12 protein-coding genes and 1 pseudogene are annotated in these 15,679 nt (G+C 60.2%); 9 read left to right on the top strand and 4 right to left on the bottom strand.

Annotated elements, in window-relative coordinates:
* The 4 genes from EQV96_RS22255 to EQV96_RS22240 form a co-directional block, all read right to left on the bottom strand.
* Complete coding sequence (locus EQV96_RS22255; RefSeq protein WP_095002506.1) at nt 1-789, bottom strand: ABC transporter permease; 789 nt, start codon at nt 787-789, stop codon at nt 1-3.
* Nucleotides 786-1,688 carry an ABC transporter permease gene (locus EQV96_RS22250; RefSeq protein WP_095002505.1) on the bottom strand — a complete coding sequence of 301 codons (903 nt, stop codon included), beginning with the start codon at nt 1,686-1,688 and terminating at the stop codon, nt 786-788. Before EQV96_RS22250 ends, EQV96_RS22255 begins: the two co-directional genes overlap by 4 nt.
* Before the next feature lie 80 nt (nt 1,689-1,768).
* Nucleotides 1,769-2,863, bottom strand: coding sequence for an ABC transporter substrate-binding protein (locus tag EQV96_RS22245; RefSeq protein ID WP_095002504.1), 1,095 nt, complete (start codon nt 2,861-2,863; stop codon nt 1,769-1,771).
* A gap of 36 nt (nt 2,864-2,899) precedes the next feature.
* Nucleotides 2,900-3,811: a TauD/TfdA family dioxygenase gene (locus EQV96_RS22240; RefSeq protein WP_095002503.1), complete on the bottom strand. Its 912-nt coding sequence runs from the start codon at nt 3,809-3,811 to the stop codon at nt 2,900-2,902.
* A gap of 505 nt (nt 3,812-4,316) precedes the next feature.
* On the opposite strand from EQV96_RS22240, the gene EQV96_RS22235 reads away from it, so the two are divergent.
* The 9 genes and pseudogenes from EQV96_RS22235 to EQV96_RS22195 all read left to right on the top strand — a co-directional run bounded on the left by EQV96_RS22235 (nt 4,317) and on the right by EQV96_RS22195 (nt 15,674).
* Nucleotides 4,317-4,556, top strand: a complete 240-nt coding sequence (locus EQV96_RS22235; protein WP_095002587.1) for a type II toxin-antitoxin system RelB/DinJ family antitoxin — start codon at nt 4,317-4,319, stop codon at nt 4,554-4,556.
* Nucleotides 4,546-4,826: pseudogene (locus EQV96_RS22230) on the top strand (type II toxin-antitoxin system RelE/ParE family toxin). The gene EQV96_RS22235 and the pseudogene EQV96_RS22230 overlap by 11 nt, the downstream one beginning before the upstream one ends.
* Nucleotides 4,827-4,954: 128 nt before the next feature.
* Nucleotides 4,955-6,166 carry a CmpA/NrtA family ABC transporter substrate-binding protein gene (locus EQV96_RS22225; RefSeq protein ID WP_240882416.1) on the top strand — a complete coding sequence of 404 codons (1,212 nt, stop codon included), beginning with the start codon at nt 4,955-4,957 and terminating at the stop codon, nt 6,164-6,166.
* Nucleotides 6,167-6,180: 14 nt separating this feature from the next.
* Nucleotides 6,181-6,756 (top strand): ANTAR domain-containing protein, encoded by a 576-nt coding sequence (locus tag EQV96_RS22220; protein ID WP_240882415.1) that lies wholly within the window; start codon nt 6,181-6,183, stop codon nt 6,754-6,756.
* Nucleotides 6,757-6,982: 226 nt separating this feature from the next.
* A complete protein-coding gene (locus EQV96_RS22215; protein ID WP_095002501.1) occupies nt 6,983-8,194 on the top strand; it encodes a nitrate/nitrite transporter in 1,212 nt (403 codons plus the stop codon).
* Nucleotides 8,195-8,201: 7 nt separating this feature from the next.
* The gene (locus EQV96_RS22210; RefSeq protein WP_240882414.1) at nt 8,202-9,872 is read left to right on the top strand and encodes a bifunctional protein-serine/threonine kinase/phosphatase; all 1,671 of its coding nucleotides are present in this window, start codon (nt 8,202-8,204) and stop codon (nt 9,870-9,872) included.
* A gap of 317 nt (nt 9,873-10,189) precedes the next feature.
* On the top strand, nt 10,190-12,643 hold the full coding sequence (gene nirB / locus EQV96_RS22205; RefSeq protein ID WP_095025635.1) for a nitrite reductase large subunit NirB: 2,454 nt from the start codon (nt 10,190-10,192) through the stop codon (nt 12,641-12,643).
* Nucleotides 12,640-12,957, top strand: coding sequence for a nitrite reductase small subunit NirD (gene nirD, locus EQV96_RS22200; RefSeq protein ID WP_095002498.1), 318 nt, complete (start codon nt 12,640-12,642; stop codon nt 12,955-12,957). Before nirB ends, nirD begins: the two co-directional genes overlap by 4 nt.
* A complete protein-coding gene (locus EQV96_RS22195; protein ID WP_240882413.1) occupies nt 12,957-15,674 on the top strand; it encodes a nitrate reductase in 2,718 nt (905 codons plus the stop codon). The genes nirD and EQV96_RS22195 overlap by 1 nt, the downstream gene beginning before the upstream one ends.
* The last annotated feature ends 5 nt before the right edge of the window (nt 15,675-15,679 follow it).

The following is a 15,679-nucleotide window of genomic DNA, read 5'->3' as shown; positions in this document are numbered from 1 at the left end:
TCAACGCGGTTCAATGCCGTACAGGCGTTGCATGCGTCGCTCAAAAATTCGGGCCAGGGCATTGAGGCTCCAGCCCACCAGGCCGATGACCACCATGCCGAACAGCACCAGGTCCATCATGAAATGCTCGCTGCCATCGATCAGCGTGTTGCCGATGCCCTCCCCCGACACCAGCAGATATTCGGCGCCGATGGTCGCCAGCCACGAGTACACCAGCGCCAGATACAGCCCGGTGAAAATCGAGGGCAAGGCGGCGGGCAGCATGACTCCGACGATGGTCTGCCAACGGCTGAAGCGGTAGACCCGCGCCACTTCCAGCAGGTTGGGCGGCACATTGCGCAGGCCGTCGCAGGTATTGACCACCACCGGTACCAGGGCCGCCAGTGACAAAAACACCACCTTGGCCACATCGCCCAGGCCGAACCACACCGAAATCAGCGGGATCCAGGCGAACAGCGAAATCTGTTTGAAGGTGTTGAAGCTCGGGCCGACCAAACGCTCGAAATAGTGCGACAGGCCCAGCAGGCAACCCAGCACCAGGCCCAGGGTGGTGCCGATAAAAAAGCCGCTCAGGTTGCGCGTCAGGCTGGCGCTGATGGCCCGCCAGAACTTGCCCGAAGCGATCTGGTCCCAGGCCGTGGCCGCCACTTTCTCCGGTGAAACCAGCAGCCCGGACTGGCTCCAGCCCATATGCGAAGCCAGCCACCACAGGGCGACGGCACTGATCGGCAACACCCAGCCGCGATAGCGACGGCTGCTGCCATGACTGATAGCCAATGCGCTGCTCATGACAGGCGCCCCGCTACCGGTGCGCGGCCACGATTAAGGCGGCGCTCGGCATAATCAAAACCACGGTCGATCACCAGGCCGATCGCCCCGACCACCACCACGGCGGCCATCACCAGATCCAGCTGGAACAGTTGGCGACCATAGACAATCAGGTAACCCAGCCCTTCGCTAGACGCCACCAGCTCAACCACTACCAGCGACAGCCAGGCCTTGGTGAAGCCCAGGCGCAGGCCGGTAAACAGGGTCGGGATAGCCGCCGGCAACACGATAAACACCACACTCTGCCAGCGGCTGAAACCATAGGCCCGCCCTGCTTCCAGCAAGCCCTTGGGCGCCTGGTGGAAAGCCTGCAAGGTGCATAGGGTGATCGGCACCATCGCCGCCTTGGCAATCAGCACGTACTTGAGCGGCTCGCCGATGCCGAACAGCAACAAGGCAAACGGCAACCAGCCCAAGACCGGGATTTGCACAATGGCATTGAAGGTGGGCAGCAGATAATCCTCGACGGTTTTCGACAACCCCATCGCCAGCCCCAGCGCCACACCGATAGCGCCCCCCAGGGCAAACCCGACGACTACCCGCTGCAGGCTGGCGGCAGCATTTATCCACAGGTCGCCAGAAGCAAAGAGATCCGACAGGGTTTCGTAAACATAGGCTGGTGGCGGCAAGACCTGCTCTGACAGCCAGCCCTGCTCAACCCCCAGATACCACAGGCCCAGCAGGGTCAGCGGCAAGAGCCAGGGCAAGCTCCGGTCACCCAGGGTCGTGGCCCAGGCCGAGGTGCGCGGCACTTCGACCTTGCGTACCGGGCGTGCCGGGGCCGGTGGCAAACGCTTGACGTTGCCCTTGGGTAGCGCCGGTGCGTACTGCTGCGGTATGACGGTCTGTGCCCTGGCCATATGCCTGGCTCCTTTGTTGCTACTACAAAAAACGGAGTCCCTGTGGGCTCCCACAGGGGTATCCCCATAAGGGTATGCAGTTACTTGCCCGCTACCGCATTGCCGGCGGGCTGTTTGCCATCCACGCCATAGGCCGTCCAGAAGCTCTCCAGGCCCTTGGCTTTCAACGCGGTCTGCAAATAGTTCGGCTCAAACCAGCCTTCGATACTCACCGGGCGGCGGATCAGCTTTTCGTCCTTGGCCTGCTCTGCCACTGCCTGGTAGCGACTCACCAGAAAGGTGTCGATCAGCGGCGAATTCCGGTCTCGCAAACTCACCCCGGTAAAGTCGGCGCGCAGTGAGTCCACCGGATCATTGCTCTTGGCCCACTCGCTGAACACCTCATCACGATGGCTGTCTTCGGACGCCCATTTCGCCGCATCCACCAGGGTATCGACGACTTTTTGCACATTGCCCGGGTGCTCTTTTTCATAGGCACCGCGCACCACCAAGGCGGTCTGACGGGTGTAGCGCACATCCTGGGCAGGGTTGTCGTAAACGATGTCGATCAGGCCCTTGTCACGCAGCTTGAACAGCTCACGACCACCGAAGGCCGCATCCACGCCATTGGAAACCAGGGCTGCCTGGGTACTGCCGGCATCGAGGTTGATCACCTTGATATCGCGCTCGCTCATGCCGTGCGCTGCCAGCAGGTTGATCGACACCAGATGACCGTTGGTGCCGCGAAACACCGCGACCTTCTTGCCTTTGAGGTCTTCGATGGTCTTGATGTCAGAGCCCTTTGGCACCGCCAGATACAGGTTGGCCCGCACCCCCAGTGCTGCCAGCAGTTTGGTGTCCAGCCCGTTGGAGCGCCCGACCACCGCCGGCAGATCACCCTGATAGGCGAAGTCCAGCTGCTGGTTGGACAACGCTTCGTTGACCGCAGGGCCAGCGCCTTTGAAGAAGAACCACTGCACCTCGGTGCCGGTACCGGCGAAGGCTTTTTCCAGCAGTTGCTGGTTGCGCACGATGCCCAGCGGCGAGCCACTGAACGTGACCGGATCACCGCCACCGGCGCTCGCCACACCGACGCGCAACACATCGGCCTCGGCCAGCGGAACAGCCATGACCGCCGCCAGCACGGCGGCAATGCGGGTCTTGCGCAACAGGGCATTTACTTTGAATGTGGCCATGGGCAGGTCTTCCTTGAAGCAATGAGGCGCGGGCCGTCAGGCGGCGAGGTGTTTTTTGTCGGCTTCGGTTTTCGGCGAGCGGGTGTCCGGGGTCGGCTTGAGCGCCTGGCTCAGGCGGCCGTCGACACCCACCGGCACATCGCCGTCGATGGTGGTGCGACGTACGATGCGCGGGGCATCGCCGTAGTCGTTGATAGCAATATGCTGGGTGGCGCGGTTATCCCAGATCACCACATCACCTTCCTGCCAGCGCCAGCGCACGGTGTTGTCGACATGGGTAATGCGGTCATGGAACAGGCGAATCAGTTGCTTGGAATCGTTGCTGCTCACACCCTGAATATCTTTGACAAAGTGGCCCAGCAACAAACTTCTTTCGCCCGATTCCGGGTGAACGCGAACCAGCGGATGTTCAGTTTCATAAACTTCGGCAGTGAACTGTTCGCGATAGCGCTTGAGACCGGACTCATCGGTACCGCGAGGCGTCGCATAGTCATAAACATTGGTGTGCAGGGCGCGCAAGTTGTCCGCAAGTTGCTTTAACGGCTCGGGTAAATCGTTATAAGCCGAGGCGGTATTGGCCCACACCGTGTCGCCGCCATAGGGTGGAATGACCACACCGCGCAAGATGGAGATTTTCGGGTAATTGGCCACAAAGGTCACATCGGTATGCCAGGAGTTGGCGCGGGTTTCCTTGGCGTCCAGGTGCAGGATGGCGGAACTTTGCTCGGCAGAGCGCACGGTCGGGTGGGGCACCTGATCACCGAAGCGGCGGGAAAATGCTTCGTGCTCGGCGTCGCTTAAATGCTGGTCGCGAAAGAACAGGACTTTATATTTCAACAAGGCCTGATGAATAAACTCGAATGTTTCGCCACTGATATCACCGCCCAGTTTTACGCCTTCAAGTTGTGCACCAATTCGACCCGCTACGGGTTTTACTTGAATAGTCATCGCCCCACTCCTGCTTCACGAGTTGTTGTGAACAGATCATAAAGGCATAAAAACTCGGGCAGCCAATCACTTTTTAGTCTAACGATAGATGAGCAGTTTTATAGAACATGTCCGGTGTTAGCGGCGTTAAAGGGTTATAAACTTTTCAGTTGTAAGTTAATAACCCTTTCAATTATTCACCTGTTTGCCTGGCTCGCGCATAACCGCTTTACGACGCGGCAACCGGCCATTGAGCAGCGGTGGAGCGAGACTCTTCCCCGATTTGGACAGGCGCAAGCGAGCGGGATTACGCTCGGATGTTTCACGGGAATGAAAGCGAATCGTCGTACGAATCACCTGATTATCTCTAGCTAGGCTCACAGAACTGACCCCCCTTCTTTGGTTTGGTGGCTTAAATTCAGGAGCGCATATGAACAACGCAGAACACTTAACCGCCCAATGGCACTTGCAAAAGAAACGGGCAGAGGTCAGCGTAATGACAAACGTCATTACACGAGTCAAAGCCATGGCCTCCATCAACATTCGCATTGACGATGAACTCAAAGCCCGCGCTTACCAGGAACTTGAGCGCCTGGGTGTCACCCCCTCTGAACTGGTCCGCCAGGCATTTCAGTACGTAGCCGAACGCGGCCAACTGCCCTTTCGCCCCATGCTGGTAACCGAAGAAGACGAAGCCCTCATCAACACTGTGCGCGAACGCCTGGCTGCACCGCAAAGGGTCAAGGTAACACTGGATGACCTTTGATCTTGAGTTTGACCAGCGCGCACTCAAGGAATGGCACAAGCTCGCAAACCGGTCATGCAGCAACTCAAGAGCAAACTGTCAGAGGTGTTGCTCAACCCCCGCGTTGAAGCCAACCGGCTGCGCAAGCTGCCCGATTGCTACAAAATCAAGTTACGCAGCGCGGGTTACCGACTGATCTATCAGGTCATTGATCAAGAGGTTGTGGTGTTCGTCGTCGCCGTTGACAAGCGCGAACACGAGACCGCGTATCGCAAGGCGCAGACCGTTTGAAGTAAGCCACCCCATTAAAGGCAAGCGCAAATCCAAAGCCCTGTAAAATCCAGGTTTTCAACTGGGTCAACACCTCTGGCATATGCCTTGCACCCTCGCAGTATGCTTTTGCCAAGGTGCTGCCTCCCATGAACGAATCACTCGCCGGGCCTCTGGCCTGGGTCAACGGCAGCGATGCCCCGGAAAAAACCGAAATCAATCTCGGTTTTATGGCCCTCAGCGATTGTGCCTCGGTGGTGGTGGCCGCCACTCAAGGGTTCGCCCAGCCCTTCGGGCTGACGCTGAACCTCAAGCGCCAGTCGTCCTGGGCCAGCCTGCGGGACAATCTGGTCAACGGCCAGCTCGACGCCGCCCACAGCCTCTACGGGCTGATCTACGCCGTGCACCTGGGCATTGGCGGCGTGGCGGCCACCGACATGAGCGTACTCATGGGGCTTAACCAAAACGGCCAGAGCCTCAACCTCTCCCACGGTTTGCAGGCCCTGGGCGTGACCCGTCCTGAGGCGCTGCAACAACACGTGCACCAAAGTCGATCGAAACTGACCTTCGCCCAGACTTTTCCCACGGGCACTCATGCCATGTGGCTGTATTACTGGCTGGCGAGTCAGGGCATTCATCCGCTGCAAGACGTCAACAGCGTAGTGGTACCACCGCAACAGATGGTTGCGCACTTGCTGGCAGGTCGCATTGACGGCTTTTGCGTCGGCGAGCCGTGGGCTGCCAGCGCGGTTGCACAGAATATGGGGTTTACCCTCGCCACCACCCAGGCGCTGTGGCCCGATCACCCGGAAAAAGTCCTGGGCTGTACCCGGGCGTTTGTCGAGCAGTACCCCAATACCGCCCGGGCGCTGGTGATGGCGATCCTGGAAGCCAGCCGCTTTATCGAGCAGAGCGACGAAAACCGGCGCAGTACCGCGCAGTTGCTGAGCGCCCCCGAGTACCTGAATGCACCCGTAGAGTGCATCGCGCCGCGTCTGCTCGGCGACTACAACGACGGCCTGGGCAAGCACTGGCAAGACCCGCACGCCCTGCGTTTTTATGGTGACGGCGAGGTCAACCTGCCGTACCTGTCCGATGGCATGTGGTTTATGACCCAGTTCCGCCGCTGGGGCTTGCTGCGCGAAGACCCGGACTACCTCGGTGTTGCCCGTCAGGTTCAGCAATTGGCCCTGTACCGCGACGCGGCCAACGCCGTTAAGGTGCCGGCAGGTGCCGCAAACATGCGCAGCAGCCAGTTGCTCGATGGCAAGGTGTGGGACGGCTCGGATCCCGCAGGCTATGCCCGAAGCTTTGCGCTGCATGCCATGAGCACCCGCGCTCCTCTTGCTGCCCGTCGTTGACCGGAGCCACCCCCATGCTGCGTATCTTGCTGATCAACGACACGGCGAAAAAAGTCGGCCGCCTGAAAGCCGCGCTGAGTGAAGCCGGATTTGAGGTAATCGATGAGTCGGGCCTGACCATCGACCTGCCTGCTCGCGTCGAAACGGTGCGCCCGGACGTGATCCTGATCGATACCGAGTCGCCAAGCCGCGATGTGATGGAGCAAGTGGTGTTGGTGTCTAGGGACCAACCACGACCGATTATCATGTTCACCGACGAGCACGACCCCGGCGTGATGCGTCAGGCGATCAAGTCAGGGGTTAGCGCCTACATTGTCGAAGGCATTCACGCACAGCGCTTGCAGCCAATTCTCGATGTGGCCATGGCTCGCTTCGAGAGCGACCAAGCCCTGCGCGCCCAACTGCATGCCCGCGACCAGCAACTGGCCGAGCGCAAGCGCATCGAACTGGCCAAGGGTCTGCTGATGAAGATGAAAAGCTGCAACGAAGAAGAGGCTTACACCCTGATGCGCCGCCAGGCCATGAGCCGCCAACAAAAACTGATACAGGTGGCGGAACAGATCATAGCCATGAGTGAGCTTCTGGGTTGACCCATGATCCTCCTCAATTGGCACAGTTTTCGCTAAGCAATCCTTACCGGTAACCAACGGCGGTTGCCCCATCTACGACAGAGACGTCGCTCCCCTGATTCGCCCATGGCGGATCCGGCAGCGGCGTTTTTTCGTTTTGGCCCCAGCGACCGGGGCCGGTGGTGCGGCCGTTACGGCGCCCCATCGCAACTCTTCTTCTAAAAACGATCAACCGTTGAGGTGCGCGATGAATTCAAGCTTCTGGAAGTCCGGCCATACTCCAACCCTGTTCGCGGCGTTTCTGTATTTCGACCTGAGTTTTATGGTCTGGTATCTGCTCGGCCCACTGGCCGTGCAAATTGCCACCGACCTGCACCTGACCACGCAACAGCGTGGGCTGGTGGTGGCCACGCCGATCCTCGCGGGGGCCGTGCTGCGCTTTGTGATGGGCCTGCTGGCTGATCGCCTGTCTCCCAAAACCGCCGGGCTGATCGGTCAGGTCATTGTTATTGGTGCGTTGTTTGTGGCCTGGAAGCACGGTATTCACAGCTACGAGCAGGCTCTTTTGCTGGGACTGTTTCTGGGCATGGCTGGCGCCTCGTTTGCCGTTGCGTTGCCGCTGGCCTCGCAGTGGTATCCACCGCAACACCAGGGCAAGGCAATGGGCATCGCCGGTGCAGGCAACTCTGGCACGGTGTTCGCTGCGCTACTGGCCCCGGTGCTGGCAGCGGCCTATGGCTGGAGCAATGTGTTCGGCTTTGCCCTGATCCCGCTGGTGCTGTGCATTTTCGTGTTTGCCTGGTTGGCCAAAAACGCCCCGGAACGGCCCGTGGCCAAGTCCATGAGCGATTACTTCAAGGCCCTGGGCGACCGCGACAGTTGGTGGTTCATGTTTTTCTACAGCGTGACGTTCGGCGGCTTTATCGGCCTGGCCAGCGCCCTGCCCGGCTATTTTAACGATCAATACGGACTAAGCCCGGTGACGGCGGGTTACTACACAGCCGCCTGTGTGTTTGGCGGCAGTTTGATGCGGCCGCTGGGCGGTGCGCTGGCAGATCGCTTCGGCGGTATTCGTACCCTGTTGGGGATGTACACCCTGGCGACCATCAGCATCGCCGCCGTAGGTTTCAACCTGCCAAGCTCCTATGCAGCACTGGCGCTTTTCGTCTGCACAATGCTGGGATTGGGTGCAGGTAACGGGGCAGTTTTCCAATTGGTGCCTCAGCGCTTTCGTCGTGAAATTGGCGTTATGACGGGCTTGATCGGCATGGCAGGCGGCATTGGTGGTTTCGCCCTCGCAGCAGGCATGGGCGCGATTAAACAAAGCACCGGCAGCTATCAATTGGCCTTGTGGTTATTTGCCAGCCTTGGCGTACTGGCCTGGTTCGGCCTGCACGGGGTCAAGCGCCGCTGGAGAACAACGTGGGGCTCGGCTGCCGTGACCGCTGCCCGAGTGTGAGACTGCGATGAGTCTGCAACTGAGTTTCGCCCACGCCAGCGCCATCGGCCCTCGCGCAGAGAATCAGGACGCACTGCGCGAAGTCACGCCTGTGCCCATGCTGGCGGCAAGCAAGGGGCATTTATTTGCCATTGCCGATGGCGTCAGCCAATGCGCCGATGGCGGCCTGGCCGCCCGTTCGACGTTGCAGGCACTGGCGCTGGACTACTACGCCACACCAGAAACCTGGAGCGTCGCCCAGGCACTGGAGCGTTTGCTGCAAGCGCAAAATAGCTGGCTGCGGGTCAATGGCGGCGGGCAACCGCTGCTGACCACGGTAAGTGCTGTGGTCATGCGCGGCAGGCGTTTTACGTTGGCCCATGTGGGTGATTGCCGGGTCTACCGCTGGCACGCCACAACCTTGCAGCGCATCAGTGAAGACCACGTCTGGGACCAGCCGGGTATGCAGCATGTGCTCAAGCGGGCGCTGGGGCTGGATCAGTATCTGGTGGTGGATTTTCTGGACGGTGAACTGCAACAGGGCGAGACCTTTGTGCTGCTTAGTGACGGTATATGGTCGACCCTGGGCGATACCGCCATAGCCGCCCTGTTGCGTGATCTTCCCGACCTGCAAAGCGCCGCCAGCACGCTGGTGAATGCCGCGCATCGGGCAGGCAGTCAGGACAATGCCAGCGCTCTGCTGGTGAGGGTCGACGCTCTGGGGGAAAGCGCCATCGGCGACGCCCTGGCGCAACTGCAGCAATGGCCACTACCGCCCGCGCTCAAACCGGGGCAACACTTTGAAAACTGGCAGGTCGAAAGCCATGTTGGCCAGAGCCAGCAATCACTGCTCTACCGGGTGCGGGATGCACAGCAAAAGCCCTGGCTACTGAAAACCCTGCCGGCCCATCTGCACGACGATCACCTGGCAGGGCAAGCGCTGCTATCGGAAGAATGGTTCCTCAAGCGCGTGGCGGGTCGTCATTTCCCCGAGGTGCACCCCGCCAGCCAGCGTCAGCATTTGTACTACGTGATGCGTGAATACCCAGGCACCACCCTGGAAAATCTCTATACCAAGCGCGGGCCTCTGCCCCTGGCACAATGGCTGGATCTGGCCGAGCGCCTGTTGCGAGCTGTGGGCCTGTTACACCGACGGCAGATTTTTCATCGCGATATCAAACCGCACAATCTGTTGCTGGGTGACGACGGTGAATTGCGCTTGCTGGACTTTGGGCTGGCCTACTGCCCCGGTCTGTCGGAGGATCTGCCATCAACGTTGCCCGGCACACCCAGTTATCTCTCCCCGGAAGCCTTTCGCGGCGAAAAACCCAGCCCCGGACAGGATCTCTACGCCGTGGGCGTGACGCTGTATTACCTGCTGACCGGGCATTACCCCTACGGAGAAATCGAAGCATTTCAGCGTCCGCGCTTTGGTATGCCTGTCAGCGCCAGTCGTTATCGACCCGATCTGCCGGAGTGGATTGCCCATAACCTTGAGCGCGGGGTTGCCGCCGATCCGGCGCAACGCTTTGAAACGGCCGAAGAATGGCTGCTACAACTGGAGCAGGGTGAGCGCCAGAGCTTGAGCGTGCGCCCCCGGCCCTTGCTGGAGCGCGAGCCGTTAAAGGTATGGCGGACGGTGGCATCAGTGTCGTTGTTGATAAATCTGGTGCTGATATTTTTGCTGTCTCACCCATAAAGGTGTTCGCTACAGGGCAAGCGGCGCCCCAATAACGGGCGAGGCGCATTGCATCGGTGCACAAAAACACCCCGCGAATATCCAGACATCGTGTAAACACGGGCTCTTGTCAACTTGGCACAACCACTGCATTAGCTAATCCATCAAACATAAAACCCGGTCTTCAACGACGAATACCAGGTTTCCCGAGAGAACGGGACAAGGACAAAGGCGTCCTCGCTAGGCAACTAGCGGGACGCCTTTTTTTGTTTTTGCACAATGTGTCGAGCAAGGCCGCAATGCCCCCCAGAAGGCCGGCCTTGCTCGCGGAGAACCTGATGAAAAAACTCAAACTGGTGATGATCGGCAACGGCATGGCCGGGGTTCGCACCCTGGAAGAGTTGCTCAAACTGAGCAACGAGCTGTACGACATTACGGTCTTCGGCGCCGAACCTCACGCCAACTACAACCGTATCCTACTCTCGCCCGTTCTGGCCGGGGAACAGACCTTCGAGGAGATAGTGCTCAACGATCTGGACTGGTACCTGGACAACAACATCAAGCTGCTGCTCAACCGCAAGGTGGTGCAGATCGACCGGGCCAGGCGCCGGGTTATCGCCGAAGACGGTACCGAAGCCGAGTACGACCGTCTGCTGATTGCCACCGGCTCTACGCCCTTTATCCTGCCGATCCCCGGCAACACCCTGGACGGTGTGATCGGCTACCGCGATATTGCCGATACCCAGGCGATGATCGATACCGCCAAAACCCATAAACACGCGGTGGTCATCGGCGGCGGACTGCTGGGGCTGGAGGCAGCCAATGGCCTGATGCTGCGCGGCATGCATGTGACCGTGGTGCATATCGGCGAATGGCTGCTGGATCGCCAACTCGACCCGATCAGCGGCCAACTGCTGCAAAATGCTCTTGAAGCACGCGGCCTGCATTTTCGCCTGCGCGAACAGACCAATGCCCTGCACGATGCTGGCAATGGCCGGGTGGGCTCGGTGGAGTTCAAGAACGGCGAGATCATCCCTGCAGATCTGGTGGTGATGGCTGCCGGTATTCGGCCCAATACCGAGCTTGCCGAGCAGGCGGGCATCCCCTGCAATCGCGGCATTCTCGTCAACGACACCCTGCAAACCTACGACCCGCGCATTTACGCCATCGGCGAATGCGCCAGCCATCGCGGCATCGCTTACGGCCTGGTGGCGCCACTGTTCGAGCAGGCCAAGGTCTGCGCCAACCACCTCGCGCAACTGGGTTTTGCCCGCTATCAGGGCTCGGTTACGTCGACCAAACTGAAGGTCACCGGCATCGATCTGTTCTCGGCAGGCGACTTTATGGGCGGTGAAGGCACTGAAATCATCACCCTCAGCGACCCGATTGGCGGGGTCTACAAAAAGCTGGTGATCAAGGACGACATTCTGGTGGGTGCCTGCCTGTACGGCGACACCGCAGACGGCGGCTGGTACTTCCGGCAAATCCGTGAGAATCACGCCATCGGTGAGATCCGCGATCATTTGATGTTTGGTGAAAATGCCATAGGCGATGTCGGCCATCAGGGCCAGGACAAGGCCATGAGCATGGCCGACACCGCCGAAATCTGCGGTTGCAATGGCGTGTGCAAGGGCACCATCGTCAAGGCTATTCAAGAGCACGGGCTGTTCAGCGTTGATGAGGTCAAAAAGCACACCAAGGCGGCCAGCTCCTGCGGTTCATGCGCCGGGTTGGTGGAGCAGATTCTGATCAACACCGTGGGGGGCGCGGCAGACGTCAAACCCAAAAGCGAAAAAGCCATCTGCGGCTGCAGCGACCTGAACCACGGACAAATCCGCCGGGCCATTCGCGAGCAACATTTGCTGACCATCGCCGACACCCAGCGCTACCTGAACTGGCGCTCGCCAAACGGCTGCGCCACCTGCCGCCCGGCGCTCAACTACTACCTGATTTCGACCTGGCCGGGAGAGGCCCGCGATGATCCGCAATCACGGCTAATAAACGAAAGGGCTCACGCAAACATTCAAAAAGACGGTACCTACTCGGTGGTTCCGCGGATGTGGGGCGGCGTCACCAACCCCTCCGAGCTGCGGCGTATCGCCGATGTGGCCGACAAGTACAACGTGCCGATGGTCAAGGTTACCGGCGGGCAGCGCATCGATCTGCTGGGGATAAAAAAACACGACCTGCCGGGCGTGTGGAAGGATCTGGACATGCCCTCGGGGCATGCCTACGGCAAATCCATCCGCACGGTAAAGACCTGTGTGGGCAGCGAGTTCTGCCGCTTCGGCACGCAAAACTCGACGCAACTGGGCATCGAACTGGAACACGATCTGTTCAATATGTGGTCGCCGCACAAGGTGAAGTTGGCAGTGTCCGGTTGCCCGCGTAACTGTTCGGAAGCAGGCATCAAGGACGTAGGAATTATCGGCGTGGACTCCGGCTGGGAGATGTATATCGGCGGTAATGGCGGGATCAAAACCGAGGTTGCCGAGTTCTTCGTCAAACTCAAAACGGCTGAAGAAGTACGCGAGTACAACGGTGCCTTTTTACAGTTGTATCGCGAAGAGGCCTTCTACCTCGAGCGCACCGTGCATTACCTGCAACGGGTCGGTATGGAGCACATCAAAAAGGCTGTGCTTGAAGACCCCGAACGGCGCAAGGCGCTCAATGATCGCCTGCAGTTTTCCCTGTCGTTTGAGCAAGACCCGTGGAAAGAGCGCCTGGTGCAGCCGTTGCTGAAAAAGGAGTTCGAGGTCATCCCCGTGAACAATCTGGAGGTGCCGGCATGAACTGGCTCGATATCTGTTCACTTGAAGAAATCAACACCCTGGGCTCACGGATCATCAGCGGACCGAAGGGTGATATCGCGATTTTTCGCACAAGCGACGACGAAGTGTTCGCCCTCGACGACCGCTGCCCGCACAAGGGCGGCCCGTTGTCCCAGGGTTTGATCTACGGCAAGCGCGTCGCCTGCCCGCTGCACAACTGGCAGATCGATCTGCAAAGCGGCGAAGCCCAGGCTCCGGACATCGGTTGCGCCCACCACCATCAGGCGCGGGTGGAAAATGGCCGTGTGCAGTTGGCCCTGCGGGACGCAGGCTGATGAGCCGCCAGATCACCGCCTCCACCTGCTGCTACTGCGGGGTCGGCTGCGGCGTGCTGATCGAACATGATGGCGAGCGTATTCTCGGCGTTAGCGGCGATCCGACGCATCCGGCCAACTATGGCAAGCTGTGCAGCAAAGGCTCGACCCTGCACCTGACCGGCGACTTCAATGCCCGCGCGCTGTACCCGCAACTGCGCCTGGGCAAGGCACTGGCCCGTGGTCGCATCGACTGGGACAGCGCCCTTGATCACGCGGCCAATGTGTTCGCCGCCACCATCGCCGAGCACGGCCCCGACAGCGTGGCGTTTTATATCTCGGGGCAGTTGCTGACCGAGGATTACTACGCCTTCAACAAACTGGCCCGGGCGCTGGTGGGCACCAACAATATCGACAGCAATTCGCGGCTGTGCATGTCCTCGGCCGTGGTCGGCTACAAACGAAGCCTGGGCGCCGATGCGCCGCCTTGCAGCTATGAAGACCTGGAGCTGAGCGATTGCGTGATGATCGTCGGCAGCAATATGGCCTACGCACATCCGGTACTGTTTCGCCGCCTGGAGGAGGCAAAAGCCCGACGTCCGCAGATGAAAGTCATCGTTATCGACCCGCGGCGTACCGATACCTGCGATCTGGCCGACCTGCATCTGGCAATTTTACCGGGCACCGACGTCGCGTTGTTTCACGGGATTTTGCATTTATTGCTGTGGGAAGACTGGGTCGATCGCGACTTTATCCAGGCCCACACTCAGGGCCTGCCCGAGCTGAAAAGCCTGGTGCGCGATTACACCCCGCAGATGGTCTCGCAATTGTGCGGCATCAGCGTCGAGCAACTGCAGCAATGCGCCGAATGGGTGGGCACCTCCCCAAGTTTTTTATCGCTGTGGTGCATGGGCCTGAACCAGTCCACCGCCGGCAGCGCGAAAAACAGCGCCCTGATCAATCTGCATCTGGCCACCGGGCAAATCGGCCGCCCGGGTGCAGGACCGTTCTCGCTTACCGGTCAGCCCAATGCCATGGGCGGGCGCGAAACCGGTAGCCTGTCCAACTTGTTACCCGGCCATCGTGATGCGGCCAATGCCGAACACCGGGCCGAAGTCGCCGCTTACTGGGGGGTTGAGCAACTGCCGCAGAACACCGGCCTGAGCGCCATCGAACTCTTTGAGCAAATGGCCAGCGGCAAGGTCAAGGCCGTGTGGATCGCCTGCACCAACCCCGCGCAATCCATGCCGGACCAGACTGCCGTGCGGGCGGCGTTGCAGGCCTGCCCGTTTGTGGTGCTGCAAGAGGCGTTTCACACCACCGAAACCGCGGCCTTCGCCGACCTGCTGTTGCCCGCCGCCAGTTGGGGAGAAAAGGACGGCACAGTGACAAACTCTGAACGGCGTATTTCCCATGTACGCAAAGCCATCCCGGCACCAGGCGAAGCCCGTTCAGACTGGGCAATTACGGTGGATTTCGCACAGCGCCTGGAAAAACATCTGCGTCCCGAGCACAGCAGCCTGTTTGCATTTGAAACTGAAGCCCAGGTGTTCGACGAATACAAGCACCTGACCTCTGGCCGTGATCTGGACCTGTCGGGTATCAGCCATGCAGTGCTCGATGCCATCGGCCCGCAACAGTGGCCCTTCCCGACGGGGGCTCGTGAAGGCACAGCGCGGCTGTATCTGGACAGGGCATTCCCTACCGCCACCGGTCGTGCGCAGTTCGTGGCCGAGCCCTACCGCGCCGCCAAGGAGCAGCGCGACGCACGCTTCCCCCTCACGCTGATCACTGGTCGCCTGCGCGACCAATGGCACGGCATGAGCCGTACCGGTACGGCCGCGCAATTGTTCGGTCACGTCAGCGAAGCGGTGTTGAGCCTGCACCCGGACGAGTTGCGCCGTCATCGCCTGCAGCCCGGAGATCTGGTCAGCCTCAAGAGTCGGCGCGGCGCCGTGATTGTTCCAGTCAGCAGCGACGACAGCGTGCGCCCGGGGCAGGCGTTTTTGCCGATGCACTGGGGTGACCGCTTCCTCAAGGGCGGGGTCAACACCTTGACCGTGCCAGCGTTTGACCCGCTGTCCAAACAACCGGAACTCAAACACAGCGCCGTGCGCCTGGAACCGGCGCAATTACCTTGGCACCTATTCGCTCTGATCGAGGGTGATGTTCAACAGAACTTCGAGACACTGCGCCAGCTCTGCGAAACCTTTTCGTACGTCAGTTTCAGCCTGACTGGCCGCGAGCGCCCTGCGTTACTGATCCGTGCCGCCAGCGCCAGCGCACCCGATCCGCAACTGCTACGCGAGATTGATCAATGCCTGGGGCTCAACGAGGGGCCGGTACTGGCTTACGACGACCCGCGCCGCGCCATTGGCAAGCGGGTGCGCATCGAGCACGGAAGCATCACTGCGATTCGTCTGGCGGGCGAAACCCTGGCACGGCACTGGCTGCAAAACCTGTGGCAGGAAGGCCGCGCCGACGAGCAATTGCGCCGCTGGCTGCTGGCGCCACTGAGCGCGCCACCGGGCAACGCCAACGCCCCGACCGCTGGCAACTCGATTGTGTGCAATTGCAAGAACGTCAGTCAGAGCGTGATTGAGGCTGGCATCGCCCAAGGGCTGGACTTGCAGGGACTGAAAAGATCGTTGGGCTGCGGGACGCAATGCGGCTCCTGTGTCCCGCAAATCAAGCGCTTGCTGACTGCCCAGGCGCAGCCGGTCGCCATTAACCCGTGAGGAAA

Source organism: Pseudomonas sp. TMW22080, assembly GCF_022496745.1.
Classification (GTDB): domain Bacteria; phylum Pseudomonadota; class Gammaproteobacteria; order Pseudomonadales; family Pseudomonadaceae; genus Aquipseudomonas; species Aquipseudomonas bubulae.
This window is presented reverse-complemented; position numbering and strand designations above follow the sequence as displayed.

Excerpts from the sequence above, each read along its gene's own strand:
- EQV96_RS22250 (WP_095002505.1), bottom strand. The coding sequence starts at position 1,688 with ATGGCCAGGGCACAGACCGTCATACCGCAGCAGTACGCACCGGCGCTA.
- EQV96_RS22235 (WP_095002587.1), top strand. The coding sequence starts at position 4,317 with ATGGCCTCCATCAACATTCGCATTGACGATGAACTCAAAGCCCGCGCT.
- nirB (WP_095025635.1), top strand. The coding sequence starts at position 10,190 with ATGAAAAAACTCAAACTGGTGATGATCGGCAACGGCATGGCCGGGGTT.
- EQV96_RS22215 (WP_095002501.1), top strand. The coding sequence starts at position 6,983 with ATGAATTCAAGCTTCTGGAAGTCCGGCCATACTCCAACCCTGTTCGCG.
- EQV96_RS22195 (WP_240882413.1), top strand. The coding sequence starts at position 12,957 with ATGAGCCGCCAGATCACCGCCTCCACCTGCTGCTACTGCGGGGTCGGC.
- EQV96_RS22245 (WP_095002504.1), bottom strand. The coding sequence starts at position 2,863 with ATGGCCACATTCAAAGTAAATGCCCTGTTGCGCAAGACCCGCATTGCC.
- EQV96_RS22225 (WP_240882416.1), top strand. The coding sequence starts at position 4,955 with ATGAACGAATCACTCGCCGGGCCTCTGGCCTGGGTCAACGGCAGCGAT.
- nirD (WP_095002498.1), top strand. The coding sequence starts at position 12,640 with ATGAACTGGCTCGATATCTGTTCACTTGAAGAAATCAACACCCTGGGC.
- EQV96_RS22210 (WP_240882414.1), top strand. The coding sequence starts at position 8,202 with ATGAGTCTGCAACTGAGTTTCGCCCACGCCAGCGCCATCGGCCCTCGC.
- EQV96_RS22220 (WP_240882415.1), top strand. The coding sequence starts at position 6,181 with ATGCTGCGTATCTTGCTGATCAACGACACGGCGAAAAAAGTCGGCCGC.
- EQV96_RS22240 (WP_095002503.1), bottom strand. The coding sequence starts at position 3,811 with ATGACTATTCAAGTAAAACCCGTAGCGGGTCGAATTGGTGCACAACTT.
- EQV96_RS22255 (WP_095002506.1), bottom strand. The coding sequence starts at position 789 with ATGAGCAGCGCATTGGCTATCAGTCATGGCAGCAGCCGTCGCTATCGC.